Genomic DNA, 19376 nt, shown 5'->3' with positions numbered 1-19376 from the left:
TGCGGGCGGACGGAATTCATCGCCCGTCAGTAGGACTGGAGCTCGATCAGGGTACCCGCTGGGTCGCGCAGGTGTGCCGTGCGCAGGTTCGGGCCCCAGTTCGGTCGATCGGCCGCGGCGGCGGCCAGGGTCGCGCCGTTACGCAGGCACAGGTCGAGGCCCGCGTCGACGTCGGGTACTCGACAGACGAACATCACGACATCTTGCGCGGGTGCCGCGGTGACGGGCAGGTCGATGGTGTCGACTACTTCTGCCATCGTGCTGCGGTCGAAGAGCACGAGTACCGCTTGATCATCGACATCCCAGTTCGCGTAGGGGCCCGCCGCGGTGCCTTTGATCAGCTTCGCGCCGATGAGCTCCGGGAGGACGGCGTTGTAGAAGTCGAAGCATTGGGCGAAACCGGTGACGAGCAGTCTCGGGTACAGGGCATCCACGCTGTCTCCTCATTAGTAGGTGCAGACCTATCGTAGGTTCCTACCTATAATTTGTCGCATGGATTCCGCACGTGCACTTCCGCCGAGCCTGCTCGGGCTCGAGACCTACCTGCTGTCACGGGTGGGCAAGTTCGCGCGAGGACGGTTCGCCGATCGGCTCGCGGCGCGCGGACTTCGGCTGTGGCATATGGCCGTACTCGCCACGCTCGCCGATTTCGGACCGCATGCACAGCGTGATCTGGGCATTCGGCTCGATATTCATCCGAGCGATGTGGCGAAGATCGTCGACGAATTGGCGAGCGCCGGTCAGGTCGAACGGACACGCGATCGCGCCGATCGTCGTCGAATGTCGGTACGGATCACCAGGACTGGTCGAGCTTTGCTGCGGGCCCTCGACAAGGAGGCGGGACAAGTACGTGACGAGGTGCTCGCCCCGCTCCGTCCGGAAGAACGAATCATTCTGGGGGACATGATGCTTCGGCTGTTCGAGCACACGCACCCGGACGTCGTGGCGGAGTGATCGACGACCGCCTACCTGAACGACACCGCGCCTGCCCGATCCCAGCGGGCAGGCGCGGGGCAATTTCAGGCAGCGGCCTTGCTTTCGGACTTGTCGATGGCAACCGGATCGGGAGCCTTGCCGCGCAATGGAACTTCTTCGATGAACCAGGCGATCAGGAAGCCGAGTGCGCAGATGGCGGCGGCGGCCAGGAAGACATGTCCGGTGCCGGTGGCGAAGGCCGCGAGGTAGTCGTGTCCCTCGGTGGGCACATGGCCCTGTAGCGCCCTGGTGAACAGGGATCCGAAAGCCGCGACACCGATTGACCCGCCAAGCGTGCGGAACAGTGTGACCGCACCGGATGCCGCACCGATATTCGCCATCTCCACACTGTTCTGCGCGACGGCGGTGGACAGCTGCATCGAGAACCCGAGTCCGGTACCCATCAGCGCCATGGCGAAACCCGTTGCCAGCCGACCTGTTTCGGCGTCGATGGTGGCCAGCAGTATCGCGCCCGCAGTGAGGAACAGCCCGCCGAGGATGAAGAAGATCTTGTACTTGCCGGTCGCGGTCATCCGCTTCCCGACGATCTGGGAGACCACCAGCAGCGGCATCATCATCGGCAGCAGGAGCAGTCCGGAGTTCGCGGCCGAGGCGCCCTGCACCGTCTGCTGGAACAGCGGCAGATACAGCACCGATCCGAACATGACCACGCCGCCGACCAGGGCCGTAAGCGCGGCCAGGGTGAGATTGCGGGTACGGAAGATCCTCAGCGGTATCACCGCGTCGACGGCCCGGCGTTCGATCACCAGGAATGCGGCCAAGGCGGCCACCGCGAGCATGGCCAGCCCGACGAGCTGCGCCGAGAGCCACGCGTAGTCGACACCGCCCCAGGTCGCGATCAGTACCAGTGCGGCGATCGCCGTCGTCAGCGCGAGAATACCCGCGTAGTCGATGCTCACCTTCCTGCGCACGACAGGCAGTTCGAGCCGCCACCACGACCAAGCGAAGGCCACCAGGCCCAGCGGGATATTGATGTAGAAGGCCCAGCGCCAGTCGAGTCCCTCGGTAATCACACCGCCGAGCAGCGGTCCGCCGATGGTGCCGACGGCCATCGTGGTCGCGGTCATGCCCTGGTACTTTCCGCGTTCACGCGGCGGGACCAGCGCGCCGATGACGGCGAATGCGGTTACGGCGATACCGCCCGCGCCGAGCCCCTGCAATGCGCGGAATCCGATGAGCGCGGGCATCGACCAGGACGCGCCCGCCAGTACCGAACCGATCAGGAACACGCCAATCGCACTGAGGAATACGGTTTTTCGGCTGTAGAGATCGCCGAGTTTCGCCCACACCGGCGTCGAGATCGCCGACAGCAGAGTGTAGGCGGTTACCACCCAGGCCACGTGGGACAGTCCGCCCAATTCGCGCACGATCGTCGGCATCGCGGTGCCGACGATCGCGTTGTCCAACATTGCCAGCAGCATCGCCAGCAACACCCCGGCCAGTACCAATCGGATCTCTCGCGCGCTCTTCGTCTCGGTCATTTCTGCGGACATGGCCGCTCGCCTCCTTCGAGTCTCGGCAGCTTCGGGCCGCCGACCGACCCAGAAAATCATAGTCACTACAAAAGTACAACTGCTCCGACTTTGGTGCCGATAGCCTAATCGGGTAGAGTTGCGGCATGACCGCGACGATCGGGCGCAGGGAGCGCAAGAAGGCGCAGACGCGGCAGGCACTGGCCGATGCCGCGACAAAGCTGTTCACCGAACGCGGCTACGACAATGTCGGCGTCCGAGAGGTCGCCGAGGCTGCGGATGTATCGCTGAGCACCCTGTTCAAGCATTTCCCCAGCAAGGAATCACTGGTCTTCGACCTGGACGCGGATGTCGAGGCCGACCTGGTGGCAGCCGTCCGCGACCGGCCCGCCGGACAATCGGTCATCCACGGGCTGCGCGACTATCTGATGCGCACCCGCACCGCGCGCAACGACGATCCCGGAATCGTGGCCTTCCACCGCCTCGTAGACTCCACGCCCGCGCTGCGCGAGTACGCGCACCAGATGCTGCTGCGGCACGAATCCGCATTGGCGGCCGCGATCGCCGAGGCGACCGGCGCACCAGAGGGCGATCTCGCGGCCGCGGGACTCGCCCACTTCGCGCTGGAAACCGGCAAAGTGGCGAGCACCAGGGAAGATCCGGCGAGTGCGTTCCGCGAGTTGTTCGAACTGCTCGAAAACGGCTGGAGTCAGTGACTCCCCTGCCCCGAAATCCTTTGGGCACCAACCATACTCGGCAGTCTCGCCCGCCTGTCCGGCACCTTTCGGCCGCACCGGCGAGACCAGCACCGCCACGATGAGCGCCGGACCATCACCGAGTCCGCAGGTCGAGAGGACCAGGGCGACAACGGGTTAGATGGTCGGCTCGGGACTCGCGTCGCACCGGCGACCGCGGCCCCAAATGCCGATGGCGAGTGCGGATTCCTGGCGTCGGTGACGATATCGCGGATCAGCGAGAGTATGGACGGCATCACCACGGTGCCGCCGATGGCGAGCAGCACCCGATCGCGCAATCAACTGCCAGGCGCTGCGCGCGGTAGCCGCCAAGGACCCTCTGCTCGCCGATTCCAGATTCCGTCGACATCTCCGCTAACAACAAGCTACCGAGCCGGATGGTTCAGCGACGCACGGAATTCCGATGCGGGTTGACTACAACTTCTAGCGTTGCTAGATTCCATAACAACGCTACAAGCAGAGAACGGAAAAGCTCATGATCACCACACTCATCCAGGTCGTCGCCATCGTCTCGGTCCTCGCGAACGCCGTCGTCTACGGCACCGACGCCTGCTTCGCACTGATCACGCGGTCGGTGTACGACAAGCTGGACGACCAGACCGTGACCATGTCGGCGGGCTGGGGTCACTACTACGGTGATCGCCGGATGCCGATCGTCGGCATCAGCGGTGTCGTGACCGCGGTCGCGACAACGGCTCTCGCGGCGATCGGCGGCCACACGGCGGCAGCGATTGCGGCGGGCATCGCCGTCGTGGCGCTGGTGACCTGGCTCGGGATCTACGTTCGGGTCGCGAAGCCGGTGAACACCCAGCAGACCGCCGCCGCGCACTCCGGTGTCATTCCGGCGAATGCCCGCGCACTGCAGGATAAGTGGAACAGTGTGATCAACGGCCGGGTGGGGCTGCAGTTCATCGCCGTCGCCGCACTCTGCGCCGCGATCGCCCTCGCCTGACGCGTCTCATCGAGAAACCCTGTGTCGACCGCACCTTCGACACAGGGTTTTTTATTTGGTTCGAGGGTTGCACCGACAGGTCTACCAAGGCAACGATCGGCCGAATATGGTGCCTAGCGGATGGTTTGGTCGATCAGCATGCGCGCAGCGCGATTGGTGCGCTCGACATCGCCGGTGATCAACCGATCCTGAATTATGCCGCGCAGACCCGAAACCAAGAGCGTGGCAACAGCTTCCGGATCATCGATGGATTCGATTCGACGCAGCGCATCGGCCAGCGACCCGATGAAGGTCGCGATCGCGGCATTCGCGTATTCACCATAGGGACTCCCCGGCACACACGCGGCCCCGAGCACCTGCAGCAGCACCCGCACACTCGTCGTGGCCTCGCCGGCGATATTCACCGCACAGAATTCACCGAGCCGCGCGCGCAGCGAAGCCGCATCGGACACCCCCGCGAAGACCGCGGCGATATCCGGGCGCTGCGTGGTGAGCGCCTGGACCAGCAGTTCTTCCTTGGTATTGAAGTAGTGGATCAGCATCCGCGAACTGGTGCCGAGTTCCGCGGCGAGCGGGCGCAGCGACAGGTCACCGAGACCGTGGGCGGCGATGTATTCGACGACACCGGCCAGCAGGTCGGCGCGTTTCGCGTGGTCGAGTGGGCGGGCCATGGGTTGACTGTAGCGATTGGTACAGGTATTCATGACACCGTGACTGTAACAATCGCTTCAGAAACTCGCCCGGCCGTCGTGGTCACCGCGGTCGCCGCGACCACATCGCTCGCCGATGACATCGACGCGACCTGGTCCGGACTGCTCGCCGGGCGCAGTGGTATCGGCATGCTCGCGGACGATTTCGTGGCCGAATACGATCTGCCGGTCCGCATCGGCGGCAAGTTGAAGTCACGGCCGGGTGATCAGCTCACTCGCGTCGAACAGCGCCGTCACTCCTATGTCGAGCAGATGGCCCTGGTGCTCGGCCGCCAGGTCTGGCGCAATGCGGGCACACCCGAGGTCGAGGGCGAGCGGCTCGCGGTCGTCATCGGCACCGGTCTGGGCGGCGGTGATGCGCTGATCAATGCGGTCGATTCGATGCGCGACGGCGGCTACCGCAAGGTGTCGCCGATGTCGGTGCCGATGGTGATGCCGAATGGTCCGGCGGCGACCGTTGGACTCGAAATCGGTGCCAAGGCAGGGGTTTTCGCGCCGGTATCGGCCTGCTCCTCCGGTTCGGAGGCGATCGCACACGCCTGGCGGCTGATCACCACAGGCGAGGCGGATGTCGTGGTGGCCGGTGGCGTCGAGGGGCATATCGATGCGGTGCCGATCGCGAGTTTCGCCATGATGCGGGCGATGAGCACACGCAATGACGAACCGGAGCGGGCATCACGGCCATTCGATCGGGATCGTGACGGGTTCGTCTTCGGTGAGGCGGGGGCACTTCTGGTACTGGAGTCCGAGCGGCATGCGCGTGCGCGCGGGGCACAGATTCACGGCCGGGTGCTGGGCGCTGGGATCACCTCGGACGCCTATCACATCGTCGCGTCGGAACCGGAGGGCATCGGTGCGGCGCGCGCGATGCGCAAGGCGATATGCACTGCCGGACTGCAGGTTTCGGATATTCAGCACGTCAATGCGCACGCGACATCCACCTCGATCGGCGACGCGTCGGAAGCCAATGCCATCACCGCGGTCACGCCGGAGGCATCGGTCTACGCACCCAAATCCGCGCTCGGCCATTCGATCGGGGCGGTCGGTGCGCTCGAATCGATCCTCACCATGCTGACGCTGCGCGACCAAATCGTCCCGCCCACATTGAATCTCGACAATCGGGACCTGGAGATCGACCTCGATATCGTGGCGGGCGCGCCCCGCGTGCAGCGCATCGATTTCGCGCTCAACAACTCGTTCGGCTTCGGCGGCCACAATGTCGCCCTCGCCTTCGGCCGGACATAGCGGGCGGCTGATCGCCGCAGAGTAGCGTCGTAGCAGAATCGTTAACCGTACGAACAACCCAGCGGAACGGGACAACGACGTGGCCGACGCCTTCTACACCCCAGATCCGGCGAACCCGAATCGGTTCGTCTCGACCGAACTGACCCGCGGTCCGTGGTCACCCGACGCACAGCACGCCGGACCGCCATCGGCGCTGCTCGGGCACGCGATCGAGCGCTGTGAGCCGCGGGCCGGATTCCAGATCGGGCGGGTCGCGGTGGAAATCCTCGGCCCGGTTCCCTTGGAGCCGCTGACGGTGACCACCCGGGTGGCCCGCCCCGGACGCAGTGTGGAGCTGATCGAGGCGATCCTGTCCACCGATCGCGGACCGGTCATGCGAGCGAATGCCTGGCGATTCAAACTCGCGGAGCCGGAGCTCGAACTGCCGGAGCAGTTTCTGCCGACCGGTGTGCGCCCCGGCCCGGATCAGGCGGTGCCGTCCCACTTTCCGTCGACCCAGTCCATCGGTTTTCACACCGGTATCGACTACCGCTTCGTCTCCGGATCTTTCGAAGATCCCGGCCCGGCAATCTGCTGGATCCGGCTGAAATATCCGATCGTCGCCGGTGCCACGCCGAGTCCGCTGGAACGCACCCTCGCCGCGGCGGATTCGGGCAACGGTGTCAGCCGGGTGCTGGACTGGAACCAGTACTTGTTCATCAATACCGATCTCACGGTCACCCTGCACCGACAGCCGGTCGGTGAATGGGTCTGCCTGGATGCCGCGACCTATCCCCAACCGCACGGCATCGGCTTGGCGGAGTCGGCACTCTTCGATGAAAAGGGCCCGCTCGGCCGAAGCACCCAAACGCTGTTCCTGGGACCGCGCTAGCTAGCTCGGCTCCAAACTGCGCGATAGAAAATTGCCGCACCAGCCGGACGCCTGGCAGTCGGATCGAGTTGCGCGCCATTCCGGATCAAAGCGGAAAACACGGTCCGAACTTCGCGGGTCGAGACCACCGGTTGGCCTGTTGCTGAGCAATCGCCGCATGTGAAACCATGAATGTGATTCGGTCGACCCGAAAACTCTGATGACTGGACACCCGGCGGCAAGCCGCGCACCGCGGACACCGGGCCCGGCGACCGATACCACTCGCGCAATGGTTCGCGGTCCGGGTCTTGCTGAATTTTGCGCCCTGCTCGGCCTGGTGCCGGTCGCGCCGCTGCCGGCCTGGAGCGACCGCGCGTCGCGGCTACAGACGGATGTGCGCGACGGCCCGTGCCCGGGCTTCTTCGGTCGCCGCGGCATCCGGCGCATCGAGGACGGTGCGGTACGCACGCCCACCGAGCCGCTTTCGCGCAGCGGTCAGGGCGCGGGAAGGAGTCGACGATGTTGATGCGCTTCCGACTGGCCGCGGACCAACTCGCCGCGGCCTTGTCCATCGCTGGGCTGAAGCCGGGACCGCGGTCCGCCCTGCCGCTGACGACCTCGCCGGACGACCCGGTGGCGGCGCTGCGGGACACCGGGCTGCTCGAAGCGGACGGCCGACTCACCGGACCCGCGAAGGAAGCACTGCGGATCGCTGCCGATCCCGCCCACACCACCGCCATCACCGCCAACCACGTCGGGCAGGACGACTGGACAGCGGCACTGGTGCTGCGCGGGGACGAACACGACACCTTCGTCATGCAGGCCGGGAGCGGCGACGGCGGCTTCGATTTCACCGTCGTGCCAACGCTCACCCAGGCCACCATGCTGATCGACCAACTACTCGATCTCACCTCATACGGCCCCGGATTCGCATCACCGCCGATCGACCTCGATCTCATCGCATTCGCCGCGCTGCTCGCCGCCGCCGATGCGGCACAAGAGGGCCGCCTGGCCGGGGTCCTGCGGCGAAACGTCGCACCCGGACCGCTCGAGCTGCGGGCGCTCGAACTGGAGGAGCAACTCGCCAAGGGGCTCGCCGCCGGCGACACCCGTTGGGCCTTGTCCGCCGCCCAGGGCGCCACGCCGGTATCACTCGCGGCGGCGGCCGGTCGGATGCCGGAGGGACTGGCACGGCTGGCCTCGCTGGGCCTTGTTCGACTGGCGGCGCTCGGTAGCTACCGATTCACCGACGCCGGGACCGCGGTGGCACGGTCGTTCGGCCAACTGTTGACGACCGGAAGAATCGCCGTAATGACAGGTGCGGCAAGGAAACAGGACGCACTCGCCGATTTCACGGTGTTCCGTTCCACGTTCTCGACCCGGTTCGCATGCTGGCGCGAGCTGACGGCGCGCCACCCACGTGCCGAATTGTTCGAGACCACAACGGAAGTCGCGCTCCGTCTGGTGCGCGATGTGCTGGATCCCGCCGTGGTCAAGCCGTTCGCCGGTGGCATACCGACATTAGACGCCTCCGCCATACCCACGGAAGTCGTACCGGTGGTCGAGCGCGGCGGCACACCGGCATTTCATCCGACCCATCAGGTACCCGACAACGGCATGCCCGCATGGGTCACTCCCGACTCGACCCGGACGCCCGTCGCCCGCATCGACCCGCGCGTCGAACTCCAGATCCTCGAGCGCTCCGGCGACTGGGCGCATATCGCCTGCAACAACGGCTGGACCGGATGGGTCGACGGCCGCGCCATCGAACCCCTCGCCGCCCCCTGGTATCCGACCCACCTGGTACCCGACGGCGGATTGGACGCATGGGCCGCGCCCGATCCGAGTCTCGGCCCGCTCACCAGCATCGATCCCGGCGTCGAACTCCAGATCCTGGGCCGCGCCGGGGACTGGGCGCATATCGCCTGCAACAACGGCTGGACCGCCTGGGTGGACGGCCGCGCGATCCAACCCCTCGCATGGCCCGACGCAGCCTGGACGTCCACCGGCAACGAGCGCGACTGATGTCTCGGTCACGAGCATGGCATAGCTCTCGGGAACCAGAATCGTCGAAATATGTTGTGCGGCCCAGCCATTGCCGCCCGGATCGGTTAGAGGCAGAACCCGACATTGTCGAGCGGGTCGGGCACAGGCCTGGGACTCGCACCGATCACTGTGCGGACCGCACGCGATGACCGAACTCATCGGCTTACTTGCGCGGTTTCCAGCGCCATGCGAATTCTCCCGACTCGGGCGGCGGACCCGGCAGTTCACCTTTTCCCGAGAGCCCTGCGATCAGCATGGCGAGCACTCGCCTGCGCAGTTCCGCAGTTCGGACTTGGTCCGGCATGGCAATTGCCGCGCAGGATTCCAGGACGAGACCGAGGTCGTTGGCATTGGCATCCGCGTGCAGCCGCCCGGAGGCGTGTGCGCGCCGCACTAGTTCCTCGGTGACTTCACCCGAATGCGTGAGGTCCGGCAGCATCGAATCGTCCGGCGTGAACGTGCCTGCCAGATGCACGGTCAGTGAGTGCACATCCGCGTCGACTACCCGCTCCAGGAATCCGACCAGACCACGCCAGCCATCCGAATCCTCCAGTGCGGCGTCGGCTTCGGCGTTGTAGCGGCGCAGGCCCTCGTGGCAGAGGGTACGCAGCAGCACCTCCTTGCTCGGATAGCGGCGATAGAGGGCGCTGATCCCCACTCCCGCGCGCTCGGCCACGGCGGCAATGGGGGCGTTGGCATCGGCGAGGAAGATCGCGCGGGCCGCCGCGAGGATGAGCCCGTCATTGCGGGCGGCCTGCGCCTTGCGGCCGGGCAGACCCTTCTGAGCTGGGGCGTCGGTTGTCTTCGGCATGGGTTCAGATTAGCACTTGAAACGGAATGATCCGTTCTGATACTGTTCGAACAGAACGAAGCATTCCGTTTCAAAAGGAGTCGAAATGGCCGCCATCACGCCCTTCACCATCGACGTTCCGCAGGCTCAGCTCGATGAGTTGACCGACCGGCTGTCCCGAGCCCTCTACCCGAACGAGTTGCCCGGCGTCGGCGACGCGTACGGCGTTCCGAACGAGCGGGTGCGGAATCTCGCCGCGTACTGGCTGGAACACTTCGACTGGCGCACTCTGGAGGCGAAGCTGAACTCCTACCCGCAGTTCACCACCGAGATCGATGGCGAAGATATCCACTTCCTGCACGTCAGGTCCTCCCGGCCGGATGCGCTGCCAGTGATCCTCACCCACGGCTGGCCGGGTTCGGTGCTCGAATACCTCGATGTCATCGCGCCACTGACCGAACCGGAATCGGCCGACGATCCCGCCTTCCACCTGGTCATCCCATCGCTGCCGGGATTCGGATTCTCCGGTCCGACCCGCAGCACCGGATGGGGCACAGTCCGCACCGCCGCGGCTTGGGCGGAGCTGATGAGCCGCTTGGGCTACGAGCGCTACGGCGCCATCGGCAACGACGGTGGCTCGATGGTGTCACCGGAGATCGGGCGGCTGGATTCCGATCACATCGTCGGAGTCCATGTGACGCAGCTCTTTTCGTTCCCATCCGGCGATCCAGCGGAGTTCGACGGGCTGTCCGAGGACGATATGGCGGCGCTGCAGCACCTGCAGTGGTTCCACGAGAACAAGATGGCCTTCAATACCTTGCACAGCCAGCAGCCGCAGACGCTGGCGTTCGCGCTGGCCGATTCGCCGGTCGGGTTGCTCGGCTGGAACGCGCAGTTGTTCGGCGAGAGCCTCGACGAGGAATTCGTGATCGGCAATGTGGCCATCTACTGGCTGACCGGTACGGCGGGGTCGTCGCTGCGGTTCTACTACGAGAATGCGCGCACCGCGCAGCAGCCGAGCGGGCCGACCACGGTCCCGACCGGCTTGGCGATGTTCAAGGGCGATTTCCAGTCGATCCGCCGGTTCGCCGAGCGCGATCACAGCAACATCGTCAGCTGGAATTCTTATGACGTCGGCTCCGCACAAGGCGGCCCGAACGATGCCGCCGGGCATTACGCCGCACATGAGGCACCGCAGGTGATCGTCGCCGATATCCGGCAATTCTTCGCCAAGCTCGGCTGACTGCACGCTGCGCGACGGCTGGCATCCCGCTTCCGGACGCCAGCCGCTACGCGGTTTCCGGCGTAGACCCTCTCGTATGGTCCCGAGACGCACGGCCATGGTTCGTCTCGTTCTCCGTTGATGTACTGGATTCACCAACAGCTCAACAGCTTTCAACACCCGCGGTGCGAGCGTCAGGCCCGGAGGCGGCAGCCTGCGTAACCACGTAGGGCCCGGGAGCACCGCAAATCAACACCCGCGGTGCGAGCGTCAGGCCCGGAGGCGGCAGCCTGCGTAACCACGTAGGGCCCGGGAGCACCGCAAATCAACACAGGAGAACACAATGCGAATCGCAGTCTTCGGAGCCACCAGCACCGTCGGTCGGCTGGTCGTCGAGCAGGCGCTCGAACAGGGGCACGAGGTCACCGCCTTCACTCGGGATGCGGCGAGTGTCCGACAGCGGCATGAGCGCCTGCACATTGTCGAGGGCAATGTGCTCGATACGAATTCGGTGGAGCGGGCCGTGGTCGGGCAGGACGCGGTGCTGATCTCGCTGGGTGCGGGCCGCAAGGGCGTCATCCGGGCCGAGGGCACCCGCGCGGTGCTCGAGGCGATGAACCGGACCGGTGTGAAACGCCTGATCTGCCAGACCACCCTCGGCGTCGGCGACAGCCGCGGCAACCTGAACTTCCTCTGGAAGTACGTGATGTTCGGGATGCTGCTGCGCGAGGCCTACGCCGACCACGTCGAGCAGGAAGAATACGTCCGCGCCAGCAACCTCGACTGGACCATCGTCCGCCCGAGCGCCTTCACCGACGGCCTCCGCACCGACACCTACCGCCGAGGCTTTCCCGCCGACGCCAAGGGCCTGTCCCTCAAAATCGCCCGAGCCGACATCGCCGCCTTCATGCTCACCCAACTCACCGACCCCACCTACACTCACCAGGCTCCCGGCATCTCCAACTAGCAATCCAGAATGCGGAGGTGGAGGGGCGCTCTCGACGTTTGCCTGCATGGCTACCGGTGATCGATGGTCCAGGTCAGTGCTGATGCAGAGCGCCCCAGGTCGGGAATGGGTCGGGATAGGTGGTCCAGGTGGTGGGGCCCGCGCTGAGTTCGTCGTCGGTGAGGAGGGCGGCGTCGAGGAGGGCGCGGATGTGGGTGGTGTCGAGTTGGATGCCGATGAAGACGATTTCCTGGCCCGCGGGAACTTCCAGGGCGGACCACCAGGCGGCGGGTTCGAAGGTCAGATTCGGACCGGCTTGGGACCAGATGGCGGCGAGTTCGGGGCGGCTGGCGAGCCAGCAGAAACCCTTGCTGCGCAACAAGCCTCGGAGTTGGGCGAGAGCATCGGCGAGGCGTTCGGGGTGGAAGGGTCGCTCGGCGGTGTAGGTGAGGCTGCGAATGCCGTATTCCTCGGTTTCCGGCGTATGGCCGCCCGCTAGCTCCTCGGCCCAGCCATCGGATTCGGCGGCGACGACGGGGTTGTAGCGGCCGGTCGCGAGGACCTCCGCGAGATCTACCGCGCCCTTCTCGGTGCGCAGCACATGGGCGCGCGGATTGAGCTGTCGCACAGTGGCTTCCACGGCTCCAGCGGCATTGGCGCTGACCAGGTCGGTCTTATTGATCAGCAGGACATCGGCGAATTCGACCTGATCGACAAGCAAGTCGGCGATGGTGCGCGTATCGCCTTCGCCCGCTTCGAGATTCCGCTCGGCGAGGGCCTGCCCGCGGGCGATTTCGGCGAGGAAGGTGGAGGCGTCCACCACGGTGACCATGGTGTCCAGGCGAGCGATATCGCCGAGTTTGAAGCCGTCCTCGAATTCCCAGTCGAAGGTCGCGGCGACCGGCATCGGCTCGGAGATGCCGGTGGATTCGATGACCAGTTGATCGAAGCGGCCCTCGCGGGCGAGCTTGCCGACCGCCTCGATCAAATCCTCGCGCAGCGTGCAGCAGATGCAGCCATTGGTCAGTTCGACCAGCTTCTCCTCGGTGCGGTCGAGGTGGCCCTGCCCGGCGACGAGCGCGGCATCGATATTGACCTCGCTCATGTCGTTGACGATGACCGCGACGCGGCGACCGTCCCGATTGGCCAGGATGTGATTGAGCAGGGTCGTCTTGCCCGCGCCGAGGAAGCCGGAGAGCACGGTGACGGGTAGCAGGTCAGAGGTCCATGAGGTGATCACACTTTAATGATAATGGTTTTCATTTAGATGGCGCCGTCCGGTTGGGTCAACGCTGAGTAGGGTCTGGGTTGTGAAATTCCTGCCGCTCGTGCCCGACGGGCAGACCCCGGTTCGCGTCCTCACTATCGCCGGGACCGACTCCGGCGGCGGCGCGGGCATCCAGGCCGATTCGCGAACCATGGCCCTGTGCGGGGTGCACGCGTGTGTAGCGGTGGCCGCGGTGACGGTGCAGAACTCGGTCGGAGTGAGCGGGTTCCACGAGATTCCGCCGCAGGTCGTGGCCGATCAGGTGCGGGCGGTGGTCGGGGATATCGGGGTCGGGGCGGCAAAGACCGGAATGCTGGCCTCGACCGCGATCATCGAGTCGGTCGCGCAGGTGTGTCAGGAAGTCGGGATCGGACGGGATCGGACGCCATTGGTGGTCGATCCGGTCGCGGCATCCATGCACGGCGATCCACTGCTGCACGAGGAGGCGCTGGACGCGGTGCGGCACACGCTGATTCCGTTGGCCACGGTGGTGACACCGAATCTCGACGAGGTGCGGCTGATCACCGGAATCGAGGTCATCGACAATGCATCGGCACGGCGGGCCGCGGAGGCGCTGCACAAGCTCGGAGCGCATTGGGCGATCGTCAAGGGCGGCCATCTGCGCTCCTCGGCGGTGAGCACCGATCTACTTTTCGACGGCGATCGTTTCCTGGAATTCACCGCCCCGCGAATCACCACCGGCAACGACCACGGCGGCGGCGACACCTTGGCCGCGGCTATCGCATGCGCCCTCGCAAACGGTTACTCGGTTCCCGATGCCGTCGAATTCGCCAAGGACTGGACCTACCGCTGCCTAGCCGCCTCCTACGATCTCGGCGCGGGTCATGGTCCGGTCTCCCCGCTCTGGCGCCTGTCCCACTCCTGACGGATTGGCGTGGGGTGTACCTCCATCCCGGCGACAGCATGATCGTGCCGATGACGCTCCGCGAGACCGTCGAGCGGACCGCGCCGGGCAAAAACTACTTCGGCTACTAATGCCGCGACGGGTACCAAAACTTGTCGGTGGGTGGGGGCATACTGTGGGCATCGCAAACACCGTCGGCCTCGACGATGCGGTTGGCGAGAACGATGTGGTTCGAAGTGGATGCGAGAGCCGACCGCTAATGGCGCGCTCGCGGTCGGTGCCACAACTCAGTCGCTGGAGAACGCGAGGTGCAGCGGTAGGTCCGCATCGATGCGGATGCCGTTGAGCCGCGCATTGGCCTCGGCCAGCGCGGAGATGATCTCGGCCAGGTAGGCGACGAATTTCTCGCTGGGCATGGTGTGTGCCTGCAGCCGGTTCGCGCCGAGCCACCAGTCGGTGGCCGAGGCCACCGCACCGAATACCGAATAGTTGACGAGTTCGACGCTGGATACTTCGACGGACTTATCGGCGAGCAGTCCGGCGAACAGATCCGCGGCCCGCTTGGCCGATTGCCGAGCCGACTGCAGCGCCCGCTCGGATTCATCGGCCCGCTGCGTGAAGTGGCTGTGCAGCATGAACCGGAAAACATTGGGATGCTCGGATACCACGAGCACATATTCGGCCGCGCCCCGCCGAATCAACTCGCGCGCCGAATCATTCGTCAAATCGGCACTGGAAACGATCCGCTCCCACAGCATGTCGCGAACCCGATCGACAATCGCGTTGTACAGATCCGTCTTATCCTCGAAGTGCCGATAAAGCTTGGGCTTGGCCGCCCCGGCCTCCTTCGCGATATCCCCCATACTCACTTCGGGTCCGAACTTGTCCAGCGCCCGAAACGCCGCATCCACGAACTGCGCCCGAACCTGCACCCGATGCTCGCGCCACCGCTCGGTCCGAGCATCGACCCGCTTGGGCGTCCCCGCATCCACTCCCCGCCCACTGCGCATCACAAATCCGACCGTACCAACCCCTGTAGCCGAACTCGGTATACGTGCTTGCCGAAACGGCAAGAAAGTTGGCGTTGTCGCGGGCCCGGCATAGATCATGCGAACACAGCGGAAGTACGCGATTTCGATGGGAGAGCGACGCATGAGCGAGGGCACCGCAACCGGCACCCAGGAGTTCTGGGAGGAGTTCTATCAGGACCGGGATCAGATTTGGACCGGGAAGCCCAATCCGTTGTTGGTACGTGAGGCCGCAGGGCTCGAGCCGGGTACGGCATTGGACCTCGGGTGCGGTGAGGGTGCGGACGCTGTTTGGCTTGCGGGGCTGGGATGGCGCGTTACCGCAGTCGATGTTTCCCCGACAGCGCTGCGGCGGGCGGCGGCGCATGCCGACGAGGCGGGTGTCGGCGAGCACATCACGTTTGCCGAACATGATCTGGCGCAATCATTTCCGGACGGAGAATTCGGCTTGGTCTCGGCGCAGTTCTTTCATTCACCGGTCTCGCAGGAGGACGAGCGGACGAAGGTTTTGCGGCGGGCCGCGGAGGCGGTGGGGGTCGGCGGGGTTTTGTTGATCGCGGGGCACGCGGGGTGGCCTTCGTTTATCGAGGACCGACATGACGTGCACTTTCCGACGATGGACGAGGTGCTCGACGGGCTGGCACTCGGAGCGGACTGGAACGTGCAGACCAAGGATGCGGTCGAGCGGGAAATAACGGGACCGGAGGGACAGGCGGGACTGCGTACCGACACCGTGTTGCGGATTCGGCGGATGCGCTAGCCACGGTCCCCAGGAACCTCACAGGTAGGGCCCAGCTGGGGTCCAGCGCGGTTCGCGAGGGTAGTCACCATGACCGAATCGACGACCGCCGCGCACCGGGCGGAAATGACCGAAACGGGGATCACGCCCGTGCTGGACGTCGTGATCCCCGTCTACAACGAAGAGGCCGACCTGGGTGTCTGCGTGCGGCGGCTGCACGCCTACCTGCGCGACGGGTTCCCGTTCCCGGCGCGGATCACCGTGGCCGACAATGCGAGCACCGATGACACCATGCAAGTCGCCGAGCTGCTCGCGGACGAACTCGATGACGTGCGGGTCGTGCACCTCGACGCCAAGGGCCGCGGCCGCGCGCTGCGCGCGGTGTGGGAGCACTCCGACGCCCAGGTCGTCGCCTACATGGACGTAGATCTGTCCACCGACCTCAATGCGCTGCTGCCCTTGGTCGCTCCGCTGATCTCGGGACACTCCGATCTGGCCATCGGCACCCGGCTCGACGCGGCGTCGCGAGTCGTGCGCGGACCCAAGCGCGAATTCATCTCGCGCTGCTACAATCTGATCCTGAAAGCCTCTCTGCAGGCACGTTTTTCGGATGCGCAGTGCGGTTTCAAGGCGATGCGCACCGATGTGGCACGGCGACTGCTGCCGCTGGTGCAAGACGGTGAATGGTTCTTCGACACCGAACTCCTGGTGCTCGCCGAGCGGGCCGGGTTGCGCATCCACGAGGTGCCGGTCGACTGGATCGACGATCCGGACAGCCGGGTCGACATCGTCGATACCGCGCGCAAGGATTTGCTCGGCGTGTGGCGGCTGCTGCGCGGACTGACGACCGGCGCGCTGCCATTGGACGAGCTGCGCCGCTCGGTCGGACGGGAACCACTGGTGCCCGGGGTGCCGTTGGGGATGGTCGGGCAGGTGGTGCGGTTCGCGATAGTCGGCGTCATCTCCACGCTCGCCTATATGCTGCTGTACCTGGTGTTGCAGCCCATGACCGGCGCGCAGGTCGCCAACTTCGTCGCGCTGCTGATCACCGCGGTCGGCAATACCGCCGCCAACCGCGCCTTCACCTTCGGGGTGCGTGGATCGAATGGCGTTGTGTCACACCAATTCCAAGGTCTGCTGATCTTCGGTTTCGGCTTACTGGTCACCAGCGGCTCGTTGTTCGCCTTGCACCGCTGGGCTCCCGACGCCGCCGTTCATCTGGAATTGTTCGTACTCGTGGTTGCCAATCTCATTGCCACGCTGATCCGATTCGTCGGCCTGCGCTGGGTCTTCCGTAACCCGACAGCCACCCGCACGGTGGTCACCGAGGGCGGACACCAGTGACCGCTACGCTCACGCCATCGTCGAAAGCGGTACCGCCACAATCGCGCTCCGAGCGCGAGATCCGCTGGGAATACCCGGCATTGGCGGTACTGCTGCTCGGCACCGGAATCGCCTACCTGTGCAACCTCAGTTCCAGCGGGTGGGCGAATTCCTTCTACTCCGCCGCGGTACAGGCGGGTTCGAAGTCCTGGAAGGCCTTCTTCTTCGGTTCCTCGGACGCGGCGAACTCGATCACTGTCGACAAACCACCGGCCTCGCTGTGGTTGATGGAACTGTCGGTGCGGGCGTTCGGACTGAATTCCTGGACCATCCTGGTGCCGGAGGTGCTGCTCGGCGTCGCCTCGGTGGCACTGGTGTGGGCGACGGTGCGCAGACCTTTCGGCCCGGCGGCCGGACTCATCGCCGGACTGACGCTCGCGGTGACGCCCGTGGCCGCACTGATGTTCCGGTTCAACAACCCGGATGCGCTGCTGGTATTCCTGATGATCGCGGCGGCCTGGGCGATGACCAGGGCGGTCGAGGACGGACGCACCCGCTGGTTGGTGCTCACCGGTGTCTTCATCGGATTCGGGTTCCTCACCAAGCAATTGCAGGTGCTGCTGGTTGTGCCGACACTGGCGCTGACCTATCTGTTCGCCGGTCCGCCCAAACTCGGCAAGCGGATCCTGCAGCTGCTCGCGGCGGGTTTGTCGATGATCGTCGCGGCGGGCTGGTGGCTGCTCACGGTCGAACTGTGGCCCGCCTCTTCGCGGCCGTGGATCGGTGGGTCGCAACACAATTCGATCGTCGAACTCACCCTCGGCTACAACGGTCTCGGCCGATTGAACGGCAACGAGCGCGGCAGCGTCTTCCCCGGTGGTGGTGGCGATATGCCGCGCGGTGGCGGTGGCCGCAGCATGTGGGGCAACACCGGGATCACCCGGATGTTCGAACCGGCGCAGGGCGGTCAGATCGCCTGGCTCATCCCCGCCGCATTGGTCGCGCTTGTTGCGGGAATTCTATTGCGCGGCAAGGCTGCTCGCACCGATGGACGGCGCGCGGCGCTGATCCTGTGGGGCGGCTGGCTGCTGGTGACCGGGCTGACCTTCAGCTTCATGGCGGGCATCTTCCACCAGTACTACACGGTGGCGCTGGCTCCGGCGGTCGCCGCATTGGTCGGTATCGGCGCGGTGCAGCTGTGGCGGGATCGGCATCGGCTGTGGGTCCGGTTGTTCGCGGGGCTTGCGGTCGGCCTGACCACCGCGACGTCGTGGATGTTGCTGTCGCGCAGCTCGGGCTTTGTGCCGTGGTTGCGCTGGGCGGTGCTGGTGGTGGGTGTGCTCGCGACCATTACGGTGCTGCTGCCCGCACCGCGGAAGGTGGCGCTTGTCGCGGCATTGGCCGCCACATTCGCCGGATTGGCCGGACCCGTCGCATATTCCGCCCAAACCATTTCGACCGGACACGAGGGCGGGATCCCGTCGGCGGGACCGAATGTCGGGGGGTTCGGACCTCCGCCCTGGGCCGAAAGCAACGGGGGCCCGGGGGGCGAAGGCGGCTTCGGCGGCGGCATGCCCGGTGGGCGAAATGCTGACGGCCGCAATACGAATGGCGCTGGCCGCAATGGCGCTCAGGGGAGAGAACAGGGCACCAACGAAGCGGGCAATCCGATGATGGGTGGCCCCGCCGGTGGCCTGCTCGGCGCGAGCAGGCCGAGCGAGAAGGTCATCGCACTGCTGGAAAACAATGGCTCCGACTACACCTGGGTAGCCGCCGCCACCGGCGCCAACAGCGCCGCCGGATTCCAGCTGGCCACCGAACTGCCGGTCATGCCGCTCGGCGGCTTCAACGGCAGCGATCCGTCGCCGACGCTGGATCAGTTCAAACAGTACGTCGCCGATGGAAAGATCCACTACTTCATCGGCAGTGGCAATCGCGGCGGTGCGGACGGCGGTTCCGGATTCGGCCGCTCCGGCACCAGCAGCGAGATCAGCAAGTGGGTGGAAGAGAACTTCACCGCGACCACAGTCGACGGCATCACCCTCTACGACCTGACCACAGCCCACTGATCCGCTGTTGCGGGATCCGCACCCCTTGGGAAATCCACATCGGGTGCGGATCCCGACAAGCAGTGCGGGGCCGGCGCGCAAAGCAATTCGCCCGGTGCGTG

The 19376-nt window shown here is 65.6% G+C and carries 19 protein-coding genes; 13 read left to right on the top strand and 6 right to left on the bottom strand.

The genetic code is table 11. The annotated features are described in order from the left end of the window. Window positions 1-26: 26 nt before the first annotated feature. Window positions 27-434: a hypothetical protein gene (locus ACIBI6_RS26505; RefSeq protein WP_364353757.1), complete on the bottom strand. Its 408-nt coding sequence runs from the start codon at window positions 432-434 to the stop codon at window positions 27-29. Window positions 435-492: 58 nt separating this feature from the next. Here ACIBI6_RS26505 and ACIBI6_RS26500 point away from each other — a divergent pair, with 58 nt between their 5' ends. Then, window positions 493-954 (top strand): MarR family winged helix-turn-helix transcriptional regulator, encoded by a 462-nt coding sequence (locus tag ACIBI6_RS26500; protein ID WP_364353760.1) that lies wholly within the window; start codon window positions 493-495, stop codon window positions 952-954. 65 nt (window positions 955-1019) lie between these two features. Here ACIBI6_RS26500 and ACIBI6_RS26495 read toward each other — a convergent pair whose 3' ends face one another. After that, the gene (locus tag ACIBI6_RS26495) at window positions 1020-2489 is read right to left on the bottom strand and encodes an MDR family MFS transporter (protein WP_396958224.1); all 1470 of its coding nucleotides are present in this window, start codon (window positions 2487-2489) and stop codon (window positions 1020-1022) included. Window positions 2490-2614: 125 nt separating this feature from the next. Between ACIBI6_RS26495 and ACIBI6_RS26490 the strand changes: the two genes are divergently transcribed. Both ACIBI6_RS26490 and ACIBI6_RS26485 read left to right on the top strand, forming a co-directional pair. Continuing rightward, window positions 2615-3184 (top strand): helix-turn-helix domain-containing protein, encoded by a 570-nt coding sequence (locus ACIBI6_RS26490; RefSeq protein WP_364353767.1) that lies wholly within the window; start codon window positions 2615-2617, stop codon window positions 3182-3184. A gap of 514 nt (window positions 3185-3698) precedes the next feature. Continuing rightward, window positions 3699-4175, top strand: a complete 477-nt coding sequence (locus tag ACIBI6_RS26485; RefSeq protein WP_364353770.1) for a DUF1772 domain-containing protein — start codon at window positions 3699-3701, stop codon at window positions 4173-4175. Between the two features lie 113 nt (window positions 4176-4288). On the opposite strand, the gene ACIBI6_RS26480 is transcribed toward ACIBI6_RS26485, so the two are convergent. Then, window positions 4289-4846 (bottom strand): helix-turn-helix domain-containing protein, encoded by a 558-nt coding sequence (locus ACIBI6_RS26480; protein ID WP_364353773.1) that lies wholly within the window; start codon window positions 4844-4846, stop codon window positions 4289-4291. Window positions 4847-4885: 39 nt separating this feature from the next. On the opposite strand from ACIBI6_RS26480, the gene ACIBI6_RS26475 reads away from it, so the two are divergent. The 4 genes from ACIBI6_RS26475 to ACIBI6_RS26460 all read left to right on the top strand — a co-directional run bounded on the left by ACIBI6_RS26475 (window position 4886) and on the right by ACIBI6_RS26460 (window position 9005). After that, on the top strand, window positions 4886-6130 hold the full coding sequence (locus tag ACIBI6_RS26475) for a KasA/KasB family beta-ketoacyl-ACP synthase (RefSeq protein ID WP_364353776.1): 1245 nt from the start codon (window positions 4886-4888) through the stop codon (window positions 6128-6130). Window positions 6131-6209: 79 nt separating this feature from the next. Then, a complete protein-coding gene (locus tag ACIBI6_RS26470) occupies window positions 6210-7001 on the top strand; it encodes a thioesterase family protein (RefSeq protein ID WP_364353779.1) in 792 nt (263 codons plus the stop codon). Between the two features lie 268 nt (window positions 7002-7269). Next, entirely contained in the window at window positions 7270-7506 is a 237-nt protein-coding gene (locus ACIBI6_RS26465; protein ID WP_364353782.1) for a hypothetical protein, read from the top strand. Further along, entirely contained in the window at window positions 7500-9005 is a 1506-nt protein-coding gene (locus tag ACIBI6_RS26460; RefSeq protein ID WP_364353785.1) for an SH3 domain-containing protein, read from the top strand. Before ACIBI6_RS26465 ends, ACIBI6_RS26460 begins: the two co-directional genes overlap by 7 nt. Before the next feature lie 184 nt (window positions 9006-9189). On the opposite strand, the gene ACIBI6_RS26455 is transcribed toward ACIBI6_RS26460, so the two are convergent. After that, complete coding sequence (locus ACIBI6_RS26455) at window positions 9190-9837, bottom strand: TetR/AcrR family transcriptional regulator (RefSeq protein ID WP_364353788.1); 648 nt, start codon at window positions 9835-9837, stop codon at window positions 9190-9192. 85 nt (window positions 9838-9922) lie between these two features. Between ACIBI6_RS26455 and ACIBI6_RS26450 the strand changes: the two genes are divergently transcribed. Further along, window positions 9923-11059: an epoxide hydrolase family protein gene (locus ACIBI6_RS26450; protein ID WP_396958223.1), complete on the top strand. Its 1137-nt coding sequence runs from the start codon at window positions 9923-9925 to the stop codon at window positions 11057-11059. 322 nt (window positions 11060-11381) lie between these two features. After that, window positions 11382-12005, top strand: coding sequence for an SDR family oxidoreductase (locus ACIBI6_RS26445; protein WP_364353794.1), 624 nt, complete (start codon window positions 11382-11384; stop codon window positions 12003-12005). A gap of 73 nt (window positions 12006-12078) precedes the next feature. Here ACIBI6_RS26445 and ACIBI6_RS26440 read toward each other — a convergent pair whose 3' ends face one another. Then, window positions 12079-13224: a GTP-binding protein gene (locus ACIBI6_RS26440; protein WP_364353797.1), complete on the bottom strand. Its 1146-nt coding sequence runs from the start codon at window positions 13222-13224 to the stop codon at window positions 12079-12081. A 70-nt stretch (window positions 13225-13294) separates the two neighbouring features. Between ACIBI6_RS26440 and thiD the strand changes: the two genes are divergently transcribed. Continuing rightward, window positions 13295-14137 (top strand): bifunctional hydroxymethylpyrimidine kinase/phosphomethylpyrimidine kinase, encoded by an 843-nt coding sequence (thiD, locus tag ACIBI6_RS26435; RefSeq protein ID WP_396958222.1) that lies wholly within the window; start codon window positions 13295-13297, stop codon window positions 14135-14137. Between the two features lie 266 nt (window positions 14138-14403). Here the strand turns inward: thiD and ACIBI6_RS26430 are convergent, their stop codons facing one another. Beyond that, window positions 14404-15126 carry a TetR/AcrR family transcriptional regulator gene (locus ACIBI6_RS26430; RefSeq protein ID WP_364353855.1) on the bottom strand — a complete coding sequence of 241 codons (723 nt, stop codon included), beginning with the start codon at window positions 15124-15126 and terminating at the stop codon, window positions 14404-14406. A gap of 142 nt (window positions 15127-15268) precedes the next feature. Between ACIBI6_RS26430 and ACIBI6_RS26425 the strand changes: the two genes are divergently transcribed. From ACIBI6_RS26425 to ACIBI6_RS26415, 3 genes are all read left to right on the top strand, one after another. After that, complete coding sequence (locus ACIBI6_RS26425) at window positions 15269-15904, top strand: class I SAM-dependent methyltransferase (RefSeq protein ID WP_364353803.1); 636 nt, start codon at window positions 15269-15271, stop codon at window positions 15902-15904. A gap of 69 nt (window positions 15905-15973) precedes the next feature. Then, on the top strand, window positions 15974-17227 hold the full coding sequence (locus tag ACIBI6_RS26420) for a glycosyltransferase (RefSeq protein ID WP_396958221.1): 1254 nt from the start codon (window positions 15974-15976) through the stop codon (window positions 17225-17227). Beyond that, entirely contained in the window at window positions 17224-19275 is a 2052-nt protein-coding gene (locus tag ACIBI6_RS26415) for an ArnT family glycosyltransferase (RefSeq protein WP_396958220.1), read from the top strand. Before ACIBI6_RS26420 ends, ACIBI6_RS26415 begins: the two co-directional genes overlap by 4 nt. The last annotated feature ends 101 nt before the right edge of the window (window positions 19276-19376 follow it).

It is taken from the genome of Nocardia sp. NPDC050412 (genome assembly GCF_044458825.1).
In the GTDB taxonomy this organism is placed as follows: Bacteria; Actinomycetota; Actinomycetes; order Mycobacteriales; family Mycobacteriaceae; genus Nocardia.
Note: the sequence above shows the minus strand (reverse complement) of the source record. Positions and strands in the feature narration are given on the sequence as shown.

What these genes read in the sequence shown, in the direction of transcription:
- ACIBI6_RS26500 (WP_364353760.1), top strand. Translation starts at nt 493, where the DNA reads ATGGATTCCGCACGTGCACTTCCGCCGAGCCTGCTCGGGCTCGAGACC.
- ACIBI6_RS26495 (WP_396958224.1), bottom strand. Translation starts at nt 2,489, where the DNA reads ATGTCCGCAGAAATGACCGAGACGAAGAGCGCGCGAGAGATCCGATTG.
- ACIBI6_RS26490 (WP_364353767.1), top strand. Translation starts at nt 2,615, where the DNA reads ATGACCGCGACGATCGGGCGCAGGGAGCGCAAGAAGGCGCAGACGCGG.
- ACIBI6_RS26485 (WP_364353770.1), top strand. Translation starts at nt 3,699, where the DNA reads ATGATCACCACACTCATCCAGGTCGTCGCCATCGTCTCGGTCCTCGCG.
- ACIBI6_RS26480 (WP_364353773.1), bottom strand. Translation starts at nt 4,846, where the DNA reads ATGGCCCGCCCACTCGACCACGCGAAACGCGCCGACCTGCTGGCCGGT.
- ACIBI6_RS26465 (WP_364353782.1), top strand. Translation starts at nt 7,270, where the DNA reads ATGGTTCGCGGTCCGGGTCTTGCTGAATTTTGCGCCCTGCTCGGCCTG.
- ACIBI6_RS26460 (WP_364353785.1), top strand. Translation starts at nt 7,500, where the DNA reads ATGTTGATGCGCTTCCGACTGGCCGCGGACCAACTCGCCGCGGCCTTG.
- ACIBI6_RS26455 (WP_364353788.1), bottom strand. Translation starts at nt 9,837, where the DNA reads ATGCCGAAGACAACCGACGCCCCAGCTCAGAAGGGTCTGCCCGGCCGC.
- ACIBI6_RS26450 (WP_396958223.1), top strand. Translation starts at nt 9,923, where the DNA reads ATGGCCGCCATCACGCCCTTCACCATCGACGTTCCGCAGGCTCAGCTC.
- ACIBI6_RS26445 (WP_364353794.1), top strand. Translation starts at nt 11,382, where the DNA reads ATGCGAATCGCAGTCTTCGGAGCCACCAGCACCGTCGGTCGGCTGGTC.
- ACIBI6_RS26430 (WP_364353855.1), bottom strand. Translation starts at nt 15,126, where the DNA reads ATGCGCAGTGGGCGGGGAGTGGATGCGGGGACGCCCAAGCGGGTCGAT.
- ACIBI6_RS26425 (WP_364353803.1), top strand. Translation starts at nt 15,269, where the DNA reads ATGAGCGAGGGCACCGCAACCGGCACCCAGGAGTTCTGGGAGGAGTTC.
- ACIBI6_RS26420 (WP_396958221.1), top strand. Translation starts at nt 15,974, where the DNA reads ATGACCGAATCGACGACCGCCGCGCACCGGGCGGAAATGACCGAAACG.